Source organism: Paractinoplanes globisporus DSM 43857 (assembly GCF_000379645.1).
Classification (GTDB): Bacteria; Actinomycetota; Actinomycetes; order Mycobacteriales; family Micromonosporaceae; genus Actinoplanes; species Actinoplanes globisporus.
Genome location: NZ_KB903334.1, coordinates 12,297 through 34,051 on the forward strand (window position 1 = coordinate 12,297; position 21,755 = coordinate 34,051).

The window sequence follows — 21,755 nt, forward strand, 5'->3', positions numbered from 1 at the left end:
ACCGTCAGGGGCGCAGCCTGGCGCGGACCTGGGCGGCGTCGGCGTGGTCCAGTTCCTCGAGGACGGCCAGCGCCGCCCGCCAGACCTCGTGCGCCGCCTCCGCCGCCCCCGCGTCGGCGTACGCGTCGCCGGTGCGCACCAGCGTGCGCGCCTCCTCGTAGCGGTCGCCGACCTGGCGGAACAGCTCCGCCGCGCGCCGGTAGCACTCGGCCGCTCGCTGATGGTCGCCGAGGTGGTGCCGGACGTAGCCGAGGCTGTCCCAGGTGTTCGCCTCGCTGTGCCGGTTGCCCAGCTCCCGGTTCAGATCGAGGGCCTCGCCGCAGCGGGCGAGCGCCTCGTCGTGCTCGCCGAGCAGCGCGTGGTTCCAGCCGATCGCGTTGAGCGCGCGTGCCTGCCCCGGGCGATGGCCGGCCGCCCGGAACACGGCGAGCGCCTGCCGGTTGTACGCCGACGCCTCGCGGTAACGCTTCTGATGCTCGCGCACCCAGCCCAGGTTGAGGTGCGCGTTGCCGACCCCGACCGGGTCGTCCAGCCGGCTGGACAGCGTCAGCGCCTCGTGGAAATGGTGATAGGCGTCGTCGAGACGACCCAACCGGGTGTACGCGCGGGCCAGCCCACGATGGGCGTGGACCTGCCCGATCCGGTGGCCGGTACGGCCGGCCGCCTCCAACGCGACGAGCTGGACGGCGGCGAGGTCCGGCCAGTACCCCTGCCGGTCGAGAACCGCGGTGAGAGTCCACGGCAGCTGCCAGGCGTGCGTGTCGAAGCCGGCCTTCGCGGCCTGCGTGACGGCCGCCAGCAGACCGGCCCGCTCCGCGGCGAACCAGGCCTGCGCGTCCTTCTCCGTCGCCACCGGTTCCGGGGTGACGCCGGGCCGGGGCTCGGGTGATGTGATCATCTCGCGCTGCGGGTAGAGCAGGAGCGTCGCCGCTCGCGCCGACTGCAGGTAATGGTCGAGCAGCCGGTGCACGGCGGCGTGCCGGTCCTCCTCCGGCTCGGTCTGGCCGGCCAGCTCCCGGGCGAAGACGCGCAGCAGGTCATGGAAGGCGTACCGACCCGGGACGTGCTCGGTGAGCAGGTGGGCGCGGGTGAGTTCGGCCAGCAGCGCGCCGGCCCGGGCGGGCGGCACACCGGCCAGGCCGGCCACGGCGGCCCGGCCGATGTCCGGAGCCGTGTGCAGGCCGAGGAGCCGGAACAGCCGCGCCGCCGCCGGCCGGAGCGCGCGATAGGACCAGGACAGGACCGCTCTCAAGTCGGTTCCGTCGTCGTCGCCGGCGGCGAACCCGTCGAGCCCATCCGAGGCGTCGCCGAGCTGGTCGTACAGGTCGGCCAGGGACAGCGCGGGCCGCATGACCGCCTGGGCGGCGACGATGGCGAGCGCCAGCGGCAGCCGGGCACACGCCAGGATGAGCCCGTCCACCGCGGCCGGCTTGGCCGACACCCGGTCCAGGCCGAGCCGGTTGGTGAGCAGCCGCCGGGCATCGGCCATCGGCAGCAGGTCCAGCACGATCGGATGCGCGCCCTCGCCCACGACGAGTCCCGGCAGTCGATTCCGGCTCGTGACCAGCACGAGACTGCCCGGGGAACCGGGCAGCAGCGGTCGCACCTGCTCGGCGTCGCGGGCGTTGTCGAGCAGCATCAGTACCCGCTTGCCGGCCAGCGTGCTGCGCAGCAGACCGGACTGCGCGTCCAGCTCGGCCGGCACGTTCTCGCGGGGAACGCCCAGCGTGTCGAGCAGGCGGCAGACCGCGTCGGAGGGATCGATCGGCGCCTCCGACGGGTCGAAGCCGTGCAGGTTGAGGTGCAGTTGGCCGTCGGGGAACTGGTCGGCCACCTGGTGCGCCCAGTGCACGGCCAGGGTGGTCTTGCCGACGCCCGCGGTCCCGGAGAGCACGGCGATCAGTACCGCGGTCGGCTGGTCGCCCGCGGTCTTCAGCAGTTCGTCGAGGCTGAGCAGCTCGGCCGAGCGCCCGGTGAAGCCCTGCCCGTCCATCGGCAGTTGCGCCGGCCCGGCCGGCGGGTTCCGCGGCGCGAGAGCCGGGGGCGGAACCGGATCCAGGTCGCCCCGCAGGATCGCCCGGTGCACGTCCCGTAGTTCGGCACCGGGCTCGACGCCCAGCTCGTCGACGAGCCGGCGCCTCGTCGTCGCGAACACCTCGAGGGACTCGGCGGCCCGGCCACCCGCGGCCAGGGCCCGCATCGACAGCGCGGCCAGCGGCTCCACCAGCGGATGCTCGCCGAGCCAGCCGGACGCCCGGGTGGCGACCGCCTCGTGGTGCCCGAGGTCGAGCTCCGTCCTCGCCCACGCCACCATCGCCTCGACGTGCTGCCGGCGACAACTCTCACGCAGGCGCTCGACCCAGGCGCCGGACAGGTCGGCGAGCGGGTCGCCCCGCCACAGCGCGAGCGCCTCGGCCAGGTGGGCCGCCCGGGTCTCGAGTGGACCGTCCGGGTCTCGAGCCTCAGTCAGCAGGCGCCGGAAGCGGTGCAGGTCGACCTCGTCGGGATCGATGTCCAAGAGGTAGCCGCCGGCACGATGGGTCAGCCGCCACGAGCCGGCGGTCAGCATCCGGCGGATCCGCATGATGTGCGCGTACAGCGCGTTACGCGCCTCGGCCGGCGGCTCGTCGTCCCACACCCGGCCCACCAGCACCTCCATGGGTACCAGCCGGCCGGCGTCGACCAACAGGGCCGCCAGCGCCGCCCGCTGCTTGGGCGGCCCCAACGGCGGCTCCGTGCCCGCCACCCGGACCCGGAGCTCGCCCAGCACATGGAACGCGGTCACGCCGCGGGAGCCTCATAAGACTTTCGTAAGTTCACCGACCAGATGCTTCCAGGACTCTTTACCGACGCAAGGGATTCTGTCGATTCCCGACACTTCGGCGGCAACGGGACGGAGGCGCGATGAACGTGCGAAACGCCGCCCGGATCGGCCGGTGGGCGACCGCCACGGCGTTCGTGGCAGTGTGCGCGACCGGCTGTACGGGAGGCTCCGCGGAGACGGGGGCGGCCCTGCGGCTACCACCGGAAAACCAGGTCAGCTCCGCGGCCCTGCCGCTGGACGAATACTCGCCGACACCGGCCGAGCAGAAGCGCTCGGACCACGCGCAGGCGGCGCTGGAGCGGGCCTGTGTGACCGGTTTCGGCGTGCGGTGGGCGGGCCCGAGTGAGACCGATCTCACGGTCGGCAGCGCCATGATCGCCGCGCGGCGCGCGGACCGGTTCGGGCTGGTCGACCCCGAGCAGGCCGGCCGGTACGGATACCACCCGCCCCCGTGGAGCACGGACGCCGTCGGGGCCGCGCAACAGGCCGCCGGCGACCACGACACGCCCCCGACACCGTCGCGGACGTCCTGTTCGGCCGGGTGCCCACGGTCAGGGGCCGGACCGTCCCGTCCGGCGGCTGCCGCGGCGAGGCGTCCCGGCAGCTCTCCGCGGGCGCCGACGTCCGATCCGGGTCGTCGGTGGTCTCCCGGCTGGAGCAGGAGGCGACCACCCGGGCGGGCGCCGATCCGCGGGTCAAGGCCCTGCTGGACGCCTGGCGGTCCTGCATGGAACGGGCCGGCTATCAGTACCCGAACCCGGCGAGCGCGGCCCGGGACAAGCGCTGGCGGGCCCGGAAGCCGACGAACACGGAGCTGGCGACCGCTCGCACCGACGTCCGGTGCAAGGCCGACATCGGCTACCTCGCGACCATGACCGCGGTGACGGCGGAACACCAGCGCGCCCTCATCGCCGAGCATGCCGACGAGCTGGGCCGGGTGAAGCAGTCGTTCGCGACGAGGGCTCGCAACGCCGCCGCGGCACTCGCCGCCCCGCCGCCGTCCTGACCGGCCCGATCGCGGAACAGACCCCGGCCGGTCACCGACGGCCTGCCGGAAATCCCACTCGACACGAGGGAGAACTGGAATGACCATCAGAAACCGCGTGCTCGCCGGCGTGACCGCCGTCGGCATCGGCGCCATCGGCGTGCTCATGCTGCCCGGCAGCGCCCAGGCGTTCACCGTCTACCAGGGCGACGACTTCGTCTCACACTCGTACGACGCGACCTTCTTCACGGTGTGCGACGCGGAGAACGACGGCCACAAGGTGTGGGCCGGCTTCTACGACAACAGCTCGAACGCCTACCAGACGGCCGACGTGTACTACGGGTCCGACACGAGCGGCACGGACTGCACCAGCTACGACCTCTACCCCTACCACCTGACGAACGTCCGGGTGGTCGAGGACAAGCCGGGCAGCAGCACCAACTACTACGGTCCGTGGCACGGCTACCCCGTGGCCCTCTAGCCGACCGATCCCCGGCCACCGGCGTCGCTCGACACCGGTGGCCGTCGTCGTCGCCGAGAGCCGTGCGGCTTTCCTAAGGCCGGGCCCGGGCCCGCCCGATATTGGGGGCCGAGCCGGAACGGACAGGAGTGGTCATGAACCAGATGTTGGACAACGCCTACACCGTGACCAGCAATCTGTTCGGTCCCGCGTCGGCCATCCCGTGGTGGGCCTGGCTGCTCGTGGTCGCCGCGATCATGTTCAAGTTTCTGGTGCCCGAGCCGAAGACCGTTCGCGACATAGCGGACGAACGCGACCAGATGATGCTCAACGAGCTGCTCGGCGGCGACGGCGGCAAGAAGGGCAAGAAGAAGGGCAAGAAAGACAAGAAGAAGAAGTAGTCGTACGTCGTTCAGTGCGGCCCGTAGTGGTCGATGTAGAGGCGGGCCACCAGGTCGCCGCGTGATGACGTGCCCGACTTCTCGAAGATCGATTTCAGGTGATCCTGGACGGTGTACGCGGACAGGTGCAGCCGGTCGGCTATCCGGGCCGTCGAGTAGCCGCGGGCGACCAGCTCGGTGACTCGCTGCTCCCGCTCGGTCAGGCCGTAGGCGTCGGCGATCATCGGCGCCAGCTCGGCCGGCCGGGCCGGCTCCAGCAGAACCGCCACGCGGGGGCCGTCGCCGAGCAGGGAGCCGCGCACCACCAGCCACGTCCCGTCCGGTGTGCGCACCCGGGCGCGTGCGACCGACATTTCCGAGCCGCCGGCTCGTGCCTGGTTGGCGGTGGACTGCACGGCCATCGGCAGCGCCTCCGCGTCGGCGCCCCACAGGCCCAGCCACCGGTCGGCCGCCCGATTGGTGGTCTCCACGCTGTTGTCCCCGGCCAGCAGGAGCAGCCCGACCTCGTCGGCCGGCTGCGAGACCGTTTCCGGCTGTGAGGCCGCGGCCAGCATCGCCGATCGACGCAAGCCTTCCGCCAGCAGCGGCGAGAGCACATCGATCAGCCGTACGTCGTCGTCGGTGAACATCGGCCGGCCGGTCTCGCGGAGCAGGGTGAGCGCGCCCCATGTGCCCGTCGCGTCCCGGCAGACCGCGCGCAGCTCGTCGGCGAAGCCGCTGGGCCGCCGCAACTCCCGCTGCCGCAGGCTGCGCTCGAGATCCCCGCCGGTCGCCGCACTGAGGCTGGCCGCCGACACCGGCGCCTCGGCCAGACCGTGGAACTTGTTGAAGTCCTCCTCCCGCAGCTCGATCTCGTTGAGCCGGGGCAGCGCCTCGGCCGGCAGCCCGTGGTCGACGACCTCGCCGACCGGCAGCAGCGTCGCCGGGTCGGTGCTGATCACGCAGGTGCCGTCGGCCGGCACGGATCGGCGCAGCACCCGCACGGCCGAGCGGACGAAGGCCGGCGGGTCCAGGCCGCGCCGCACCAGCCGGGCCAACTCGCGCCGTACGGTCCCCGTCTCCATGTCTCCGTTGTACCCACCCAGAGTTCTGGGATTCCACCCCGTTCCGGCCGGACACACGCTGAAGGCATGTTCATCGACACCCCGGCCGCGGTGCACGCGGCGCTCGAGGATGCGTTCCGCAGCGGCGACCTCGAGGCGTACCTGGCGCTGCACGAGGACGACGCCACGGTCGTGGTCCCGCCGGAGGGCAGGGCCGTGCGCGGGAAACCGGCGATCCGGGACGCCATGACCGGGCTGCTGGACCGCCCGCAGGGACTGACCAGCGTCGTACGCAAGACTCTGGAGGCCGGCGATCTCGCCCTGACCAGGGCGACCTGGACGATCGAGGGCACCGCGCCGGACGGCACGCCGCTGCGCCTCGGCGGCAACGGCACGGTGCTCTCGCGCCGGCGGCCCGACGGACAGTGGGGCATCGTCCTCGACGATCCCCTGGGCCCGGCGTGAGGTGAGCCCAGGGGAGCGCCGGAGGATCAGGCGGCCGCGGTCGGTGGCTCGGCCGCTCCGGTCATGATGGCGACCGCCTCGGACATGGAGTGGGACTTCGGGGTGATCACGGTGGCCCGGCGACCCAGGCGCTGGATGTGGATGCGGTCGGCCACCTCGAAGACGTGCGGCATGTTGTGGCTGATCAGGATCACGGGCAGGCCGCGGTCGCGGACGTCGCGGATGAGCTGGAGGACCCGGTTGCCCTCCTTGACGCCGAGCGCCGCGGTCGGCTCGTCGAGGATCACCACCTTGCTGCCGAACGCCGCCGAGCGGGCCACCGCCACGGCCTGCCGCTGACCGCCGGAGAGCGACTCGACGGCCTGACCGATGTTCTGCAGGGTGGCGACGCCGAGCTCGCTCATGTGCCGCTTCGCCTCGGCGCGCATGTGGGAGCGGTCGAGCATGCGGAAGACCGAGCCGAGCACGCCGGGCTTGCGCTCCTCGCGGCCGAGGAACAGGTTGTCGGCGATGTCGAGGCCGGGCGCGACGGCCAGGGTCTGGTAGACGGTCTCGATGCCGGCGGCGCGCGCGTCCATCGGCGTACGGAAATGGACCTGTGCGCCGTCCAGGAAGATCTCCCCCTCGTCGGGGATCAGCGCGCCGGAGAGTGCCTTGATCAGGCTGGACTTGCCGGCGCCGTTGTCGCCGATCACCGCGAGGATCTCGCCGGGGTAGAGCTCGAGGTCGCTGCCGTCGATCGCCACGACCCGGCCGTACCGCTTCGTGATGCCCTTTGCTTGCAGGACAGGCTCGGTCATGTCTTCACCTTCCTGATCCACTGGTCGATGGAGACCGCGATCAGGACGAGCAGGCCGATGGCGAAGCCCTGCCAGACGACCTCGACGCCGGCCAGCTGCAGGCCGTTGCGGAAGACGCCGACGATGAGCGCGCCGATCAGGGTGCCGATCACGCTGCCCCGGCCGCCGAAGAGGCTGGTGCCGCCGAGCACGACCGCGGTGATCGAGTCGAGGTTGTACTCGGTGCCGACGTTGGGGCTGGCCGAGGCGAGCCGTCCGATGAGGATCCAGCCGCCGATCGCGTAGAGCAGGCCGGCCACGGTGTAGACCGAGAACAGCACCCGCCCGGTCCGGATGCCGGCCAGCCGTGCCGCCTCGACGTCGTCGCCGGTCGCGTACACGTGCTTGCCCCACGCCGTACGGGAAAGGGCGTAGAAGAAGTAGGCGAACAGCAACAACATGATGATCGAGCCGTACGTGAGGTGGAAGTTCCCGATCGGGAACGAGTTGCCGGTCCAGGTCATCAGGCCGGGCATGTCCGAACCGCGCACCGTCTCCGAGTTGCTGACCACCGAGTTCAGCGAGAAGAAGATGGTCAGCGTGCCGAGCGTGACGATGAAGGGTGGCAGTTTGATCCTCGTCACCAGCGTGCCGTTGATCGCGCCCATCGCGGTGCCGCAGGCCAGGCCGAGCACCAAGGCGATCACGCCGGGCATGCCGGCCTTGGTGCAGAACTGCGCCATCAGGACCGAGGAGAAGACGGCGATGGCGCCGGCCGACAGGTCGATGCCGGCGGTCAGGATGATCAGCGTCTGCCCGAGGGCGAGCGTGGCGATTACGGTGACCTGTTGGAGGACGAGGGAGAGGTTCGTCGCCGTCAGGAAGCGGGCGTTGACGATGGAGAACGCGATGATCGCGACAATCAGCACCGCCAGCGGTCCGAGGACCGGATTGGCGTGCAGGGCATGTTGGACGCGTAGGCCGAACGAGTCGTGCCGGCGTACGTCGAAGTCAGCGGTTGCGGTTGCCATGTCTCACCCCCAGCAGTTCTGCTTGCCCCACGTGGAGTCCTTGGCGTCCAGACCGGTCTGTGGGTCGTCGGTGATCAGTTGGGTACCGGTGTCGTAGAAGTCTTTGCCCGGCGTCGGCTGCGGCTTGGTGCCGTCCTCCGCGAACCGGGCGATCGCGTCGACGCCCATCTGCGCCATCTTCAGCGGGAACTGCATCGACGTGGCGCCGATGATGCCCTTGGACACGTTGTCGACGCCCGGGCAGCCGCCGTCGATCGAGACGATGACGATGTCCTTGGTCTTGCCGGCCGACTTGATGGCCTGGTAGGCGCCGGCCGCGGCCGGTTCGTTGATCGTGTAGACCAGGTTGATCGACGGGTCCTTCTGCAGCAGGTTTTCCATCGCGGTCCGGCCGCCGTCCTCGGCGCCGTCGGTGACGTCGTGCCCGGCGATCCTCGGGTCGTTCTCGTCGCCGATCCTGTTGGGGTCGCCGACCGGGATGCCGAAGCCGTCGAGGAAGCCCTGGTCCCGCTTCACGTCGACGGAGACCCCGTTGGCGTTGAGGTCGAGCATCGCGATCTTCGCCTGCTTGCCGTCCTTGGCGAATTTCGCCTTGGCCCACTGGCCGATCAGCTTGCCGGCCTCGTAGTTGTCGGTGGCGAAGGTGGCGTCGGCCGCGTTGGGCGGATCGACCGGGGTGTCCAGGGCGATCACCAGCATCTTCTGCTCGTGCGCCTTGTCGATCGAGGGAACGATCGCCTTCGAGTCGTTCGGAGTGATCAGAAAACCCTTGGCGCCGTACGACATGAGGTTTTCGATGGCCTGGACCTGAGCCTCGTTGTCGCCGTCCTGCTTGCCGGCGAAGGTCTGCAGCTCGAGGGACTCCTTCTTGGCCTCGATCTGGGCACCCTTTTTCATCTGTACGAAGAACGGGTTCGTATCGGTCTTGGTGATCAGCCCGACGACGTCCTCACCGGATCCCCGGTTGCACGCCACCGTCGAGCCGAGCACCAGCGTCATCACGCAGCCGGCGGCCACCATCCTTCCGGCGTGGGAAGCAGTTGGATCGCGCATGTCTCCTCCAAACCGATTTAGCCTGATCGAGAGACAACGTTGACTGGGAGTAGACGCCCGGGCCACTTCTGTGTCAACAATGAGTTTCCGAAGTGTTGCGCTCAGTGATCATCATTGGCGGAGGTCGATACATGACGCTGATCGACCGTCACACCCGGACCGTCGGGCTGCTGCTCGAGGATGTCTCCAACCCGTTCTCGGCCGCGGTGCAGAAAACCGTCGAGAACGAGGCCCACGCGCACGGGATCCGGGTGCTCACCGCCAGCCTGAGCGAGGATCGGGAGCAGATGATGGTCGCCCTCGCGCGGCGGCGGGCGGACGGCCTGATTCTGACGCCCGCGGCGCCCGACCAACGGCACTTGTCGCGATTTATCGGACCTATCGTGTTCGTCGAGCGCCACGCCGAGGGGGCGAACGCGGACACGATCGTCTCCACGAACGTCGCCGGAGCGGCGTCGGCAACCCGGCACCTGATCGCCCAGGGCCACCGCCGCATCGCGTACCTGGGAAATCTGCGCAGGCTGACGACGGCGCGCGACCGGTATCGGGGTTATCTGCGGGCGCTCGGCGGCCGGGCCGGCCCAGAGGTGCACGACCTGCGCGACGCGGCCGCGGCCGAGCGAGCCACCGTGGCGGTGCTGCGCGGTCCCGACCCGGCCACGGCGATCCTCGCGGCCGACAACGTGATCACCATCGGCGTGGTGCGGGCCCTGCGGCGGCTGGGCCGGCAGCACCGGGTGGCCGTGGTCGGCTTCGACGACTTCCCGCTGGCCGACCTGCTCGATCCGGGCGTCACCGTGGTCTCCCAGGATGCCGCCCGGATCGGCCGGACCGCCGCCCAGACCCTGTTCGAGCGGATGGACGGCGACAAAGGACCACCGCGCGAGATCAGGATCCCGACGACCCTGATCCCGCGCGGCAGCGGAGAAATTACGGTTTAGGGGAAGTTGGTCACCGTCGACGGCGTGACCGCGCTGGCCTGCGCGGCGGCGCCGATGTTGTTGACCACGTGGTCGATCGTGCCGGAGGCGAGCGAGATGGTGAAGATGTTGTGCAGCTTCACCCCGCCGTTCGCCGGCGCCTGGAACCCGTTCGCCGAGTGCACGGCCGGGTTCGCGTTGAAGTAGCAGTAGCTGCCCATGCCCCACGCCTCGTGGCTGGTCACGCTGTCGGCCACCTTGTACGCCGGGTACCCGGTGCCGTCGCTACGCCAGGCCGCGTTGGACGGCGGGTCGTACGGCTGCTCGTTCTGCAGGAAGTACGTGCGGCCGCCGTTGCCGTTCCAGAGCACCTCGTTCTTCTGGTAGTGCTCGACGAACAGGCCGTACGCCGTGACGTTCTGCCCGTTCACGATCAGGCCGGTGTCGGCCGTGTTGACCGTCCAGCCGACGCCGGTGCCGTGGTCGGCCCGCCACGCCCAGATGTGGTCGATGATCGTGTTGCTGCTGTTGATCAGCAGGCTGTTGGTGGCCTTGCCGGCGCCCGCGCCGCCGATCCGGAAGAACACGTCCTGGATCGTGGTCGGGTTGGAGGCGTGACTCGCGCTGCTGCCGGACGGACCGACCACCAGCAGGTTCGCCGAGTTGGTCGCGCCGGCGTCGAAGAGCAGGCCGGCGATCTTCACACCGTCCACGTCGGCCGTCTGCATCGGGGTGACGCCGTTGTCCGGGATGATCGTCGCGTAGCCGAGGCCGAGCACGACGGTGTTCGCCCGGGTCACGTTGATCGTCTGGTTGACGTGGTAGATGCCCGGCTGGAAGATCAGGTTCAGTCCCTGCGCGAGCGCCTGGTTGATCGTCGCCGCCGAGTCACCCGGCTTGGCCACGTAGAACTGCGAGAGCGGCAGGCTGGTGCCCGGCGTGTTGCCGTTCGCCCAGGTCACGCCGGACGCGTTCGTCTGCAGGTTGGGCACCCACACCGCGTAGTTGCCGCCGGTCTGGTACAGGTACGGCTTCTCCCGGATCACCGGGGTGGTGCCGATCGTGGTGTACGGCGGGTTCGGGAAGCTGGTCCCCGGAGCGCCCTGCACGCCCACGAACACCTGGTTCCACACCGCGTTGGAGTTCGACCCGATCTGGCTGTTCCGGGTGAACCACTGCTGCTGCGAGTACTGGCCCTCGGTGCCGCTGATCCGCGAGTCGGCGATGTAGCCGCCGGACGCCCAGCCGTAGCCGTTCGGGGCCAGGTTCACGCCGCCGTGCACGTCGATCCGCCGGAACGGCGCGGCCTGCGAGACCGCCCACCGGTCGTCACCCGAGACCGGGTAGAGCGACAGGTTCTCGATCGAGCGCCAGAAGTTCTGGGTCGCGTTGCCGGCCATCCAGCCCGCGTCGACGGTGACGTCGCCGTGGATCTGCACATCCTGCGGGTTCTGGCCGAGGCCGATCACCGAGGTGTAGAAGCCGACCTGGATGTTCAGCCCGCTGTAGCTGCCCGGCTTGAACGCGAGCACGTACCGCTGGGTGCCGAACTGGTTCGACTCCTGCTGGTGGAAGATCGTGTCGGCCTGACTCTGGATCGAGGCGCTCGACATGCTCGGGTCGAACACGATCACGTTGGCGCCGAGTGAGCCACCCGCGGGGACGGTCGGCCCGGTCGGCGGTGTCGTGGTCGGAGGAGTGGTGGTGCCGCCGCCGTAGACCTGGAACTCCCAGAGTGAGTAGCCGTAGCCGGTGGTGCGCTGGGTGCCGTACATCCGCACGTACCGGCCGGTGCCGTTGACCGTCAGCGACTGGTTGCCGCCGGTGCTCGTCGTCGTGGAATAGATCGACGTCCAGGTGGTGGCGTTGTCGGACACCTGGATCTGGAACGCCTTCGCGGCGGCCGTCTCCCAGTTCAGCGCGACCCGGGTGATCGTCTGCGAGCTGCCGAGGTCGACCTGCAGCCATTGCGGGTCGGAGAACGCCGACGACCAGCGGGTGCCGAGGTTGCCGTCGACCGCCTCGGAGGCGAGGTAGGCGCCGGCCGCCTCGGTCGACGACGCGGTCGCCGGCTTGCCCTGCGAGAGCAGGGTTTCCGCGGCGCTGGCGCCGACGGTCGTGAAAGCGGCGAACCCGGCGACGATGGCGGCCACGAGGCCACCGATCGCGCCGAGGCGCCAGGGGGAGCGTCTCCGCGGAGGTGCGGAGCTGACGGGGATGGTCATTGCTTCTCCTTGGGCGGGGAACTGCAAGGGGGACTGCTTGCACCCTCGAGGAAGCCGATCTCTCCACATTTACGGGGAGAGCGCTCCCCCGTCATCGACGCTAAGGAGGCGCTCCGCGACCTGTCCAGACTTGGCCGAGGTTCCGGAACCAATCGATAACCGTCGCGGACTTGCGGATGTCACAAGCGTGCGGGATGGCCTTTTGCCCCTTAGGGCATTCGCCCAGCTCAATCCCCATGCCGTAACTTCCCGTTCATCCACCCCGACGCCGTCGACGTTCATCGATAACGAAGACCCCGGAACCGGTTCCGGCGCTGATCAGCAAAAGCTCCATCCCGGACATACCTCGCGTCGAGCGCGCAGAGAGCGCTTCCCCACATCTCCGGCGTTCAATACATCTTCCGCTGACCCGTACTCCCGATCATCCCGGCTGCCCCGGGTCGGGCGGGCCCCTGGTCCGGCCGCCCCGAGCTGGCTACCGCGGCGCGGGTGGGCCCAGATCCAGCCCGCCGTGCCGTGCCGGGCCGACGGATCTGTCTGCTGGCCACCGCGGCGATCGCCAAAGTCACGGGTCGGGATGAATGACCTTGAGCTCGCTAAATTCGTTGGCGATCGACTGGCAGCGTCGGGCTTACCGAAAGCGCGCAGGCGGCAGCGTTGGTTCCGCCCCTGTGCAGATGACCAGACAGCCTGGCATGCATCTGCGCCCAAAGCTCGACGACCTGGATTGAGTACGGGACAACCACGAAGGCCTTCAGGCGGTTCCGGAGATCCGCGATGCGTCTGGCACCCACCTGAGCGTCGCAAAGTTCAACCCATCCTTCCAGGCCAGCCTGCGATCGGAGGGCCTCTTGAATCTCGTCCGCCATGTCGGGCGTGAAACTGACGGTCACGACTCCTTCGCCAGGAAGACGCAACTTGGCCGTGTTCGACTCGAAGTCACCCTCGAACAGAGTCCCGACGAGAGTTTCGTTTCGGGCAGGTGGACGTCGCTCGTTGACTCGTTCGATCCTCGCTCGCCGTGGCTCCCCGCTTGGGAACGACGCACCGTCCATCAGCGTGATTGAGCTGTTGCGGTCACCGATGCCCCGTTCCATCGCCATCTGTGCCACGGCCGCCGCCAGCTGGCTGTCAATGTTGGGGTCATCGTCGGCGATGGCGTCGAGGAGGCGGCTGAACGCCATCGAGCTCAGGTCCGCGACGGGGATCGGCAGCTCATCGTCCGACGCGTCGGACGTTTCCGGAAGGCCGAGGACCTCGATGAAACTTCCACGGTCGACTCCGATGAACCGAAGCGCGCCGCGCTTTCGATGGCCTGGCTGTGCCGACCGGTGCTGCCACGCCGAGGACGGCCGAGGACGAGGTATGCGGCGCGAGCGATGGCCCGTTCCAGACCGAGGATGATCCGGGCGACGTCGGCTGCCGCGACGCGGCCCGGCTCGGCGTCAACGCCATCCAGCTGTACCCGGATTTCCCTCGTGGCCCGAGGCTCCTACACGTGGAGCGGGTCGTCCACGACTTCCGCCCATGGTCACCAGCAGGCCGTATATGCAGGCGCTTTACCTCCACAGCCTGTGGATGACTCGGGCCCCACTTCTATGGTGGGCGGATGCGGGTTGTTCTGATCAGCGACACCCATCTGCCGCAGCGGGCTCGGGATCTTCCTCCGGCGCTGTGGGCGGCTGTCGACGAGGCTGACGTGGTGATCCATGCGGGGGACTGGGTTGACGTGGCCGCGCTGGAGGCGTTGGAGGGGCGCGCCGCTCGGGTGATCGGGTGTTACGGCAACAACGACGGGGCCGGGCTGCGGGCTCGGCTGCCGGAGGTCGCGTACGCGGAGCTGGCGGGCCTGCGGATTGCGGTGGTGCACGAAACCGGGCCGGCGGCGGGCCGGGAGTTGCGGTGTGCGCAGCGGTTTCCCGACGTGGACCTGCTGGTGTTCGGGCACTCGCACATTCCGTGGGACACGACGGCGCCCGGCGGTTTGCGGCTGCTCAATCCGGGGTCGCCCACCGATCGGCGGCGGCAGCCGTTCGCCACCTACATGACCGCGGCCATCGTCGGCGGGCGGTTGGATGAGGTGACGCTGCACGAACTGCCGCGCCGGACGGGTTTGGGGTGACCACTCCCGCGGACTGGAGGCGTCAGGCGCCCCAGCCGGCCTGGGTGCCGCCCACGCGGTCGGCGATGATCTTCTCGTCGTAGCCGCTCCGCTTGTACGCCGCGACCGGGTTGGGGTCCAGGCCGGCGTCGGTGCGGACCTCGGCCAGCAGGGGGCGTACGTCGGTGTTGTAGGCGTCCATGAAGACCGAGTTGGCCTCCAGGACGTCGCCGGCGTTCTGGGCCGCGGTCAGGGCGTCCCGATCGACCAGCAGGGCCTTCGCCGTCGCTTCCTGGACGTTCATCACCGAGCGGATGATGGCGGGGATCTTGCGCTCGATGTTGTGGCACTGGTCGAGCATGAAGGCGATGCCGTAGGCCGGGTCGAGGGCGTCGGCGCGGACGATCTCGTACATGATGCGGAAGAGCTGGAACGGGTCGGCCGCCCCGACCATCAGGTCGTCGTCGGCGTAGAAACGGCTGTTGAAGTCGAAGGCGCCCAGCCGTCCCTGGCGGAGCAGGAACGCGACGATGAACTCGATGTTCGTGCCGGGGGCGTGGTGGCCGGTGTCGATGCAGACGGTGGCGCGATTGCCGAGCTCGATGCAGTGGGCGTACGAGGTGCCCCAGTCGGGGACGTCCGTCGCGTAGAACGCCGGCTCGAAGAGCTTGTACTCGAGCAGCATGCGCTGGTTCTCGCCGAGGCGGTCGTAGGTCTCGCGCAGGGCGGCGGCCAGGCGGTCCTGCCGGGTGCGCAGGTCGTCCTGTCCGGGGTAGTTGGTGCCGTCGGAGAACCAGAGCTTGAGGTCCTGCGAGCCGGTCTGGTCCATGATGTCGATCGCCTCGAGCAGGTGATCGGTGGCCTTGCGGCGGATACCGGGGTCGGGATTGGTGACCGAGCCGAGCTTGTAGTCGTCGTCCTGGAAGACGTTGGTGTTGATGGCGCCGATGCCCACGCCCAGGTCGGCGGCGTAGCGGGCCAGTGCGGCGTAGTCGTCCACCTTGTCCCAGGGGATGTGCAGCGCGACCGTGGGGGCGACGCCGGTGAACCGGTGCACGGCGGCGGCGTCGGCGATCTTCTCCTCGGGGTTGCGCGGCACTCCGGGCTGGGCGAACACCTTGAAACGGGTGCCGGAGTTTCCGTACGCCCAGGACGGGGTCTCGATGCGCTGCGCGGTGAGCGCTCGCTTCACTGCGGCCAGGTCAGCCATGGTTCTCACATCATTTCTTCGTTGAGGTGGAACACCTCGGACAGCAGCGGGAAGCCGTCGGTCGGCGTGGTGCCGGCGAAGAACTGCGCCATCTCCGCCTGCCACCGGGTGTTGACGTCCAGCGCCGCCATTGCCGCCTGGGACGCCGCAAGGTCGTCCGCCTCCACGTAGCCGATCAGAAGGCCGTCGGAGCGCAGGAACAGGGAGTAGTTGCGCCAGCCGGTGGCCCGAAGCGCTGCTTGCATCTCGGGCCACACGGACTGGTGCCGCTCCACGTACTCCGCCATCCGCTCGGGACGGACCTGGAGGTTGAAGCAGTAACGGGGCATGTCGGTCAGAAGTTGAATTGGTCGATGTTGGCGGCGGTGAACTCGGTGGGCGGGCCGAGCACGACCTCGCCGTCCTTGCCGACGGTGTAGTCGCCGAGCTTGCCGGCCTTGAACTTGTCACCCTCGGCCCCGGTGATCTGCCCGGACGACAGAGACGCACCGGCGTAGGCGGCGAGGTAGCCGATGTCGGCCGGGTTCCACAGCGAGAACTTCTTCACGGTGCCGTCCTTGACGTACTGCCGCATCTGGTTCGGCAGACCGAGCCCGGTGACGGCGACCTTGCCCTTGTACGACGACGAGCCGATGTACCGGGCGGCCGCCGCGATACCGACCGTGGTCGGCGCGACGATCACCTTGAGGTTCGGGTACGACTGCATGAGGCCCTGGGCCTCTTGGAAGCTCTTCTGGTCGTCGTCGTTGCCGTAGGCGATCTTGACCAGTTTCAGCTTGGAGTATTCGGGCTTGGCGAGTTCGGTCTTCATCACCGCGATCCACGAGTTCTGGTTGGTCGCGTTCGGTGTCGCCGAGAGCACCGCGATGTCACCGCCGTTCGCGCCGGCCTGCTCCAACGCCATCTTCGCGAGGGACTGGCCGATGCCTTCGGTGGTGGCCTGGTTGATGAAGATGTCCCGGCAGTCCTTGGACGCGTCCGAGTCGAACGTGACCACCTTGATCTTCGCCGCCCGCGCCTGGTTCAGCGACGGACACACCGCGTTCGGGTCGTTCGCCGCGATCACGATGACGTCCTGCTGCTGCTGGATCAGCGTGTTGATATAGGAAACCTGCGACGAGGCGGACGCGTCGTTCGGGCCGACCTTCTTGTACTCACCCTTGAGCTCCTTGACCGCCTCCTCACCACCGGAGGTCTCGACGTCGGAGTACGGGTTGTTCAACTGCTTCGGCAGGTACGCGATCTTCAGGCCCTCTTTGAGCGCCGCGTTCGGGTTCGCGCTCGCCGGGGCCTGCGCCCCGGCGGTCGAGTTGTCGGTGCTTTCCTTGGTCGTGCCACCACAACCGGCGACGGCGAGCGTCAGGATCGAGGCCGCGGAGACGGTGACGGCCAAGCGGTGTCGGAACATGCTGGCTCCAAACGGGATCTACCGAGCGGCGGACTGGCGGAGCCGACGGCGCTGCCAGTTGCCGCGAACGGTGGTGACGATGTTGGGAAGCAGGACGGACAGCACGAGCAGAGCGCCCGTGACGATGTTCAGCGCCTGCCCGGAGACGTCCTCCAGGCGCAGCGCGTTCTGCAGCGCGGTCAGCAGCACCACGCCGGCGATGACGCCCGGCAGGCTGCCCTTTCCGCCGAAGATCGACACACCGCCCAGCAGGACGGCCGCGACCACGGCGAGCTCGAGCCCGGCGCCGTTGTCGGCCCGGGCGCTGGAGTAACGCAGCGTCCACAGCACGCCGACCAGACCACAGACGGCGCCGCTCACGACGTACAGCCAGAATTTGGTGCGGGCGACCCGGATGCCGGAGAAATGCGCGGCCTGGGCGTTGGCGCCGATCGCGTAGAGCGAGCGGCCGATCGGGGTGGCGTGCAGGACGATCCCGAAGACCACGGCGAGCGCGATGATCGGGATCAGCACGTTCGGGATGCTGCCGTCACCGAGCGTGCCGGTCACCCAGCCGGTGTAGTTGAACGGGAAGTCGGCGACCGCGCTGTCACCCAGCACGACCAGCGCCAGACCGCGGTAGAGGGCCAGGGTGCCGATGGTGACCGCGAGCGAGGGCAGGCCCAGCCCGGTGATCAGGAAACCGTTGAGCACGCCGGCGACCGCGCCGATCAGGATGCACAGCGGGATGATCATCTCGATCGACAGGTTGTGGTTCCAGAACCAGCCCATCAGCGAGCTGGTCAGGCCGAGCGTGCTCGCCACCGACAGGTCGATCTCGCCGGTGACGATGATGAAGGTCATCGGCAGCGCGATCAGCAGGATCGGCATCAGGTCGAGCACCATGAACGTGAAGTTCCGGCTCGTGCCGAAGTTGTCCACGACCACCGACGCGACGACGAGCACGAGCACGGTCAGCACGATGATCGCCGTGTCCCAGGTGGCGAATCGTTTCAAGTCTGGCCGGCCGGAAACGCCGGAACTGGTCTCAGACATGCGCGTCCCTCTTCCGGAGCGAGCGGGCTATCCGGACCGCGACGAGGCGGTCGGCGCAGATGGCCAGGATGATCAGCGCACCGACGATGGCCTGCTGCCAGAACTGGTTGATCTCGAGCACCGCGAGGGCACTGCTGATCACGGTGAGCAGGAGCGCGCCGAGGCCGGCGCCCCAGACAGTGCCGCTGCCGCCGAAGACCGCGACCCCGCCGACCACGACCGCGGCGACGACGTTCAGCTCGTAACCGGTGCCGGCCGACGCGTCGACCGTGCCGAACCGGGCGGCGAACAGGACCCCGGCGAGGCCGGCGAGCGCGCCGCTCAGGACGAACGTGCCGAGCAGGTTGCGGGCGACCCTGATGCCGGCCAGCTCGGCGGCCTGCGGGCTGGAGCCCATCGCGTACAGCTCGCGGCCGACCCGGTAGTTGCGCATCACCAGGGTGGCGCCGCCGACCACGGTCAGAGCGATGAGCACGAGCCACGGGATGCCGAGGAAGTTGTCGTTGGCGAAGTTGAGGAAGTGTGCGGGCAGCTCGTCGGCGTTGACCTGGGATCCGCCGGCCCACTGGTAGACGATGCCGCGGTACATGTAGAGCGTGCCCAGGGTCACGACCAGCGCCGGGACCTTGCCGTACCGGACCAGCACGCCGTTGAGCAGGCCGGCCACGGCGCCGACCGCGAGGCCGACGACGATGGCGACGATCATCGGGAGGCCCTGGTGGTCGCTCATCATCGTGGCGACCGTGAAGGCCGAGAAGCCGAGCACCGAGCCGACGCTGAGGTCGATGTTCCGCGTGATCACGACCACCGCCTGGCCGGTGGCCATGACCGCGAGGATCGCGGTGTTCAGCAGGTTGTCGCGGATGCTCTGGCCGGAGAGGAAGCGCGGGTTGCTGATCGTCGTGTAGAGGATCAGCGCCGCGAGCGCGAGGACGATGCCCAGTTCGCGCGTTTTGAGGAAGTTCATGGCCGGCTTTCGCGGCTTCTGGATAGCGAGAGGCGTCATGCCGCCGCCTCCTGACCCATCGCGGCGTACATAACGGACTCCTCGGTCGCCTCGTCGCGATTCAAAACCGCCGCGACCCGGCCCTCGCGCAGCACGATGACCCGGTCGGCCATGCCCAGCACCTCGGGCAGCTCCGACGAGACCATGAGGACCGCCAGCCCGTCCGCGGCCAGCGACGACATCAGGCGGTGCACCTCGGCCTTGGTGCCGACGTCGATGCCGCGGGTCGGCTCGTCGACGATCAGCAGCTGCGGCGCGGTGGACAGCCATTTGGCCAGCACGACCTTCTGCTGGTTGCCGCCGGAGAGCGTGCTGACCGCGTCGGAGAGCCGGCCGAGCTTGGTCTGCAGCTGCCTTGTCCACTTCGCGGCGGCTCGCCGCTCGGCGCCGCCGAACAGCAGGCCGAGGCGGGCCAGCTTGCGTTCCCGGGGCAGGGTCACGTTGCGCTCGATCGACAGGTCCATGACCAGACCCTGCTGCCGGCGGTCCTCGGGGACGAGCGCCATGCCGGCGGCCATCGCCGCGCGCGGGTTGCCGGGTTTGAGGCGCTTTCCGCGGATTTTCACGATGCCCGAGTCGTACGGGTCGACGCCGAACACCGCCTGCACCACCTCGGAGCGGCCCGCCCCGACCAGTCCGGCCAGCGCGACGATCTCGCCGGCCCGCACGTCGAAGGAGATGTCCCGGAAGACGCCCGCTCGGCTCAGGGACGAAACCTCGAGCATCACCTCGCCCGGCTCGACCTCCTGCTTGGGGAAGAGCGCGCTCAGGTCGCGCCCGACCATCCGCCGGATCATGTCGTCGACGCTGAGGTCGGCGACCATTTCGGTGGCGACGTGCTTGCCGTCCCGCATGATCGTGACCCGCTCGCAGAGCTCGGTGATCTCCTCGAAGCGGTGCGAGATGAACAGGATCGCGGCGCCCTCGTCGCGCAGCGACCGCACCACCGCGAAGAGCCGCTCGACCTCGACCGCCGAGAGCGCCGCGGTCGGCTCGTCCATGATCAGGATGCGGGCCTCGCTGGAGAGCGCCTTCGCGATCTCGACCAGCTGCTGGTCGGCGATCGACAGGCCGCGCGCGGGCCGGGTCGGGTCGAGGTGCACGCCGAGCCGGGCGAACAGGCGCTCGGCGGTGGCGTGCATGGCCTTGCGGTCGATCTGGCGCAGCCGGGTCAGGGGCTGGTTGCCCATCGCGATGTTCTCGGCGACGGACAGGTCGGGGAAGAGCGTGGGCTCCTGGTAGATCACCGCTATTCCGGCGGCCTTGGCGTCGGCCGGGCCGGCGAACTCGACATCCGCCCCGTTCACCCGCAGGGTGCCGGTGTCGGGACGGTGCACGCCGGCCAGCATCTTGACGATCGTGGACTTGCCGGCGCCGTTCTCGCCGACGAGGGCGTGCGCCTCGCCGCCGTACAGCGGGAAGCTGACGCCCTGCACGGCCGCGACCGCGCCGAAGGACTTCGACACGTCGTGGACCTCGAGCAGGGCAGTTGCCTCCGCCACGAGCCACCTCCCGGGGCGCAGTTGAAATGTTTCATTAACGTAGGTGGCGGCGATCACACATGTCAAGCATTGGATGGAAACGTTGCGGTAACACAGCGGATGCGCAGGTGGCGGGTACCGTAAGATGCTGCTTCAACGTTTCAACGGGAGGTTCGGGTGCTGAACGGCAGGACGCCGTCCGTCAAGGACGTTGCCGCCGCCGCCGGCGTCTCGCTGGGCACGGTCTCGAATGTCATGAATCGCCCCGAGGTGGTCAGCGCGCGGACCCGGGAGCGGGTCGAGCGGGCGATGGCCGAGCTCGGCTTCGTGCGCAACGAGTCGGCCCGCCAGCTGCGCGCCGGCACGAGCCGCACGCTCGCGTACGTGATGCTCGACGGCACCAACCCGTTCTTCCACGACGTGGCCCAGGGCATCGAGTTCGCCGCCGAGGACGCCGACCTTTCCCTGTTCATCTGCAACAGCAACAGTCGCGCCGAGCGCGAGGAGGCGCACCTCGACCGCCTGCTCCAGCAGCGGGTGCAGGGCATCCTGATCACGCCGGTCAACCCCGAGGCGCCGTACCTCGACGACCTGGCCCGCCGCGGCGTGCCGCTGGTGATCGTCGACCGCCGGCGCGACGACGGCGCCTGCTGCTCGGTCGCGGTCGACGACGTGCACGGCGGCCGGGTCGCGATCGAGCATCTGGTCGAGCAGGGCCACCGGCGGGTCGGCTTCATCGGCGGCCCCGAGTCGATCGGCCAGGTGCGCGAGCGTCTGCAGGGCGCCCGCGAGGTCTGGGAGGAGCTGGGCCTGCCCGCCGACGACCTGGTCTACCTGCCGACCGAGGCGATGACCGTCGCGGAGGGACGGTCGGCCGGCGAGCGCCTGGCCGGACTGCCGGCCCGGCGCCGTCCGACGGCCGCCTTCTGCGCCAACGACCTGCTGGCGCTGGGCCTCTTGCAGCAGGTCATCGGTGCGGGCCTGCGGGTGCCCGACGACCTGGCGATCGTGGGCTTCGACGACATCGAGTTCGCGGCGGCCGCGGCCGTGCCGCTGACCTCGGTGCGCCAGCCCCGGCAGGAACTGGGCCGCGCCGCCGCGCAACTGGTGCTGGACGAGGCCACCAACCCCCATCACGAACACCAGCAGCTGTTCTTCACCCCCGAGCTGGTGGCGCGGGCCTCGACGATCGCTCCCCGCCCGCGCAGTCGCTAGACACCGCCGCGGAACGCTTGCTGAACCGCCGTTCCGCGCCGATCGCGCACGGTGGGTGGCTGGGCCGGGCCGTGCCACGGCGTTCAGCAGCGGTCGGCGAACGCGCCCTGCCG

General features: G+C 69.5%; 20 protein-coding genes. 7 read left to right on the plus strand and 13 right to left on the minus strand.

Annotation, left to right across the window (positions count from 1 at the left end):
• Positions 1 to 4: 4 nt before the first annotated feature.
• Positions 5 to 2,785: an AfsR/SARP family transcriptional regulator gene (locus A3CQ_RS0140885; RefSeq protein WP_020516764.1), complete on the minus strand. Its 2,781-nt coding sequence runs from the start codon at positions 2,783 to 2,785 to the stop codon at positions 5 to 7.
• Between the two features lie 580 nt (positions 2,786 to 3,365).
• Between A3CQ_RS0140885 and A3CQ_RS59770 the strand changes: the two genes are divergently transcribed.
• The 3 genes from A3CQ_RS59770 (at position 3,366) to A3CQ_RS55820 (ending at position 4,670) form a co-directional block, all read left to right on the plus strand.
• The gene (locus A3CQ_RS59770) at positions 3,366 to 3,830 is read left to right on the plus strand and encodes a hypothetical protein (protein WP_020516765.1); all 465 of its coding nucleotides are present in this window, start codon (positions 3,366 to 3,368) and stop codon (positions 3,828 to 3,830) included.
• A 79-nt stretch (positions 3,831 to 3,909) separates the two neighbouring features.
• Complete coding sequence (locus A3CQ_RS0140895; RefSeq protein WP_020516766.1) at positions 3,910 to 4,290, plus strand: hypothetical protein; 381 nt, start codon at positions 3,910 to 3,912, stop codon at positions 4,288 to 4,290.
• Positions 4,291 to 4,424: 134 nt separating this feature from the next.
• On the plus strand, positions 4,425 to 4,670 hold the full coding sequence (locus A3CQ_RS55820) for a hypothetical protein (RefSeq protein ID WP_157296928.1): 246 nt from the start codon (positions 4,425 to 4,427) through the stop codon (positions 4,668 to 4,670).
• 11 nt (positions 4,671 to 4,681) lie between these two features.
• Here the strand turns inward: A3CQ_RS55820 and A3CQ_RS55825 are convergent, their stop codons facing one another.
• Entirely contained in the window at positions 4,682 to 5,734 is a 1,053-nt protein-coding gene (locus tag A3CQ_RS55825) for a helix-turn-helix transcriptional regulator (protein WP_020516768.1), read from the minus strand.
• 66 nt (positions 5,735 to 5,800) lie between these two features.
• Here A3CQ_RS55825 and A3CQ_RS0140910 point away from each other — a divergent pair, with 66 nt between their 5' ends.
• A complete protein-coding gene (locus tag A3CQ_RS0140910; RefSeq protein WP_020516769.1) occupies positions 5,801 to 6,178 on the plus strand; it encodes a YybH family protein in 378 nt (125 codons plus the stop codon).
• Positions 6,179 to 6,204: 26 nt separating this feature from the next.
• On the opposite strand, the gene A3CQ_RS0140915 is transcribed toward A3CQ_RS0140910, so the two are convergent.
• From A3CQ_RS0140915 to A3CQ_RS0140925, 3 genes are read right to left on the minus strand one after another with little or no spacing between them, the layout of a single operon-like run.
• A complete protein-coding gene (locus A3CQ_RS0140915) occupies positions 6,205 to 6,978 on the minus strand; it encodes an ATP-binding cassette domain-containing protein (RefSeq protein ID WP_020516770.1) in 774 nt (257 codons plus the stop codon).
• The gene (locus A3CQ_RS0140920; protein ID WP_020516771.1) at positions 6,975 to 7,988 is read right to left on the minus strand and encodes an ABC transporter permease; all 1,014 of its coding nucleotides are present in this window, start codon (positions 7,986 to 7,988) and stop codon (positions 6,975 to 6,977) included. The genes A3CQ_RS0140915 and A3CQ_RS0140920 overlap by 4 nt, the downstream gene beginning before the upstream one ends.
• 3 nt (positions 7,989 to 7,991) lie before the next feature.
• On the minus strand, positions 7,992 to 9,041 hold the full coding sequence (locus A3CQ_RS0140925; RefSeq protein WP_211216780.1) for a sugar ABC transporter substrate-binding protein: 1,050 nt from the start codon (positions 9,039 to 9,041) through the stop codon (positions 7,992 to 7,994).
• A 131-nt stretch (positions 9,042 to 9,172) separates the two neighbouring features.
• Between A3CQ_RS0140925 and A3CQ_RS0140930 the strand changes: the two genes are divergently transcribed.
• Positions 9,173 to 9,982: a substrate-binding domain-containing protein gene (locus A3CQ_RS0140930; RefSeq protein ID WP_020516773.1), complete on the plus strand. Its 810-nt coding sequence runs from the start codon at positions 9,173 to 9,175 to the stop codon at positions 9,980 to 9,982.
• Here the strand turns inward: A3CQ_RS0140930 and A3CQ_RS0140935 are convergent.
• Both A3CQ_RS0140935 and A3CQ_RS0140940 read right to left on the minus strand, forming a co-directional pair.
• Entirely contained in the window at positions 9,979 to 12,186 is a 2,208-nt protein-coding gene (locus A3CQ_RS0140935; protein WP_020516774.1) for a discoidin domain-containing protein, read from the minus strand. The two genes, A3CQ_RS0140930 and A3CQ_RS0140935, sit on opposite strands and share 4 nt — an antisense overlap.
• Positions 12,187 to 12,782: 596 nt before the next feature.
• On the minus strand, positions 12,783 to 13,370 hold the full coding sequence (locus A3CQ_RS0140940) for a hypothetical protein (RefSeq protein ID WP_020516775.1): 588 nt from the start codon (positions 13,368 to 13,370) through the stop codon (positions 12,783 to 12,785).
• 425 nt (positions 13,371 to 13,795) lie between these two features.
• Between A3CQ_RS0140940 and A3CQ_RS0140945 the strand changes: the two genes are divergently transcribed.
• Positions 13,796 to 14,308, plus strand: coding sequence for a metallophosphoesterase family protein (locus A3CQ_RS0140945; protein ID WP_020516776.1), 513 nt, complete (start codon positions 13,796 to 13,798; stop codon positions 14,306 to 14,308).
• Positions 14,309 to 14,330: 22 nt separating this feature from the next.
• Here the strand turns inward: A3CQ_RS0140945 and rhaI are convergent, their stop codons facing one another.
• From rhaI to A3CQ_RS0140975, 6 genes are read right to left on the minus strand one after another with little or no spacing between them, the layout of a single operon-like run.
• Complete coding sequence (gene rhaI, locus A3CQ_RS0140950; RefSeq protein ID WP_020516777.1) at positions 14,331 to 15,497, minus strand: L-rhamnose isomerase; 1,167 nt, start codon at positions 15,495 to 15,497, stop codon at positions 14,331 to 14,333.
• 5 nt (positions 15,498 to 15,502) lie between these two features.
• A complete protein-coding gene (locus A3CQ_RS0140955) occupies positions 15,503 to 15,826 on the minus strand; it encodes an L-rhamnose mutarotase (protein WP_020516778.1) in 324 nt (107 codons plus the stop codon).
• 5 nt (positions 15,827 to 15,831) lie between these two features.
• On the minus strand, positions 15,832 to 16,905 hold the full coding sequence (rhaS, locus tag A3CQ_RS0140960; RefSeq protein ID WP_020516779.1) for a rhamnose ABC transporter substrate-binding protein: 1,074 nt from the start codon (positions 16,903 to 16,905) through the stop codon (positions 15,832 to 15,834).
• A gap of 18 nt (positions 16,906 to 16,923) precedes the next feature.
• Complete coding sequence (locus A3CQ_RS0140965; RefSeq protein ID WP_026206766.1) at positions 16,924 to 17,940, minus strand: ABC transporter permease; 1,017 nt, start codon at positions 17,938 to 17,940, stop codon at positions 16,924 to 16,926.
• A complete protein-coding gene (locus tag A3CQ_RS0140970; protein WP_026206767.1) occupies positions 17,933 to 18,946 on the minus strand; it encodes an ABC transporter permease in 1,014 nt (337 codons plus the stop codon). Before A3CQ_RS0140970 ends, A3CQ_RS0140965 begins: the two co-directional genes overlap by 8 nt.
• Positions 18,943 to 20,448 (minus strand): sugar ABC transporter ATP-binding protein, encoded by a 1,506-nt coding sequence (locus tag A3CQ_RS0140975; RefSeq protein ID WP_020516782.1) that lies wholly within the window; start codon positions 20,446 to 20,448, stop codon positions 18,943 to 18,945. The genes A3CQ_RS0140970 and A3CQ_RS0140975 overlap by 4 nt, the downstream gene beginning before the upstream one ends.
• 156 nt (positions 20,449 to 20,604) lie before the next feature.
• Here A3CQ_RS0140975 and A3CQ_RS0140980 point away from each other — a divergent pair, with 156 nt between their 5' ends.
• Positions 20,605 to 21,642, plus strand: coding sequence for a LacI family DNA-binding transcriptional regulator (locus A3CQ_RS0140980; protein WP_020516783.1), 1,038 nt, complete (start codon positions 20,605 to 20,607; stop codon positions 21,640 to 21,642).
• The last annotated feature ends 113 nt before the right edge of the window (positions 21,643 to 21,755 follow it).

Excerpts from the sequence above, each read along its gene's own strand:
- A3CQ_RS55820 (WP_157296928.1), top strand. The coding sequence starts at position 4,425 with ATGAACCAGATGTTGGACAACGCCTACACCGTGACCAGCAATCTGTTC.
- A3CQ_RS0140935 (WP_020516774.1), bottom strand. The coding sequence starts at position 12,186 with ATGACCATCCCCGTCAGCTCCGCACCTCCGCGGAGACGCTCCCCCTGG.
- rhaI (WP_020516777.1), bottom strand. The coding sequence starts at position 15,497 with ATGGCTGACCTGGCCGCAGTGAAGCGAGCGCTCACCGCGCAGCGCATC.
- A3CQ_RS0140970 (WP_026206767.1), bottom strand. The coding sequence starts at position 18,946 with ATGACGCCTCTCGCTATCCAGAAGCCGCGAAAGCCGGCCATGAACTTC.
- A3CQ_RS0140895 (WP_020516766.1), top strand. The coding sequence starts at position 3,910 with ATGACCATCAGAAACCGCGTGCTCGCCGGCGTGACCGCCGTCGGCATC.
- A3CQ_RS0140915 (WP_020516770.1), bottom strand. The coding sequence starts at position 6,978 with ATGACCGAGCCTGTCCTGCAAGCAAAGGGCATCACGAAGCGGTACGGC.
- A3CQ_RS0140920 (WP_020516771.1), bottom strand. The coding sequence starts at position 7,988 with ATGGCAACCGCAACCGCTGACTTCGACGTACGCCGGCACGACTCGTTC.
- A3CQ_RS0140930 (WP_020516773.1), top strand. The coding sequence starts at position 9,173 with ATGACGCTGATCGACCGTCACACCCGGACCGTCGGGCTGCTGCTCGAG.
- A3CQ_RS0140925 (WP_211216780.1), bottom strand. The coding sequence starts at position 9,041 with ATGCGCGATCCAACTGCTTCCCACGCCGGAAGGATGGTGGCCGCCGGC.
- A3CQ_RS0140940 (WP_020516775.1), bottom strand. The coding sequence starts at position 13,370 with ATGGCGTTCAGCCGCCTCCTCGACGCCATCGCCGACGATGACCCCAAC.
- rhaS (WP_020516779.1), bottom strand. The coding sequence starts at position 16,905 with ATGTTCCGACACCGCTTGGCCGTCACCGTCTCCGCGGCCTCGATCCTG.
- A3CQ_RS0140945 (WP_020516776.1), top strand. The coding sequence starts at position 13,796 with ATGCGGGTTGTTCTGATCAGCGACACCCATCTGCCGCAGCGGGCTCGG.
- A3CQ_RS0140955 (WP_020516778.1), bottom strand. The coding sequence starts at position 15,826 with ATGCCCCGTTACTGCTTCAACCTCCAGGTCCGTCCCGAGCGGATGGCG.
- A3CQ_RS55825 (WP_020516768.1), bottom strand. The coding sequence starts at position 5,734 with ATGGAGACGGGGACCGTACGGCGCGAGTTGGCCCGGCTGGTGCGGCGC.
- A3CQ_RS0140965 (WP_026206766.1), bottom strand. The coding sequence starts at position 17,940 with ATGTCTGAGACCAGTTCCGGCGTTTCCGGCCGGCCAGACTTGAAACGA.
- A3CQ_RS0140910 (WP_020516769.1), top strand. The coding sequence starts at position 5,801 with ATGTTCATCGACACCCCGGCCGCGGTGCACGCGGCGCTCGAGGATGCG.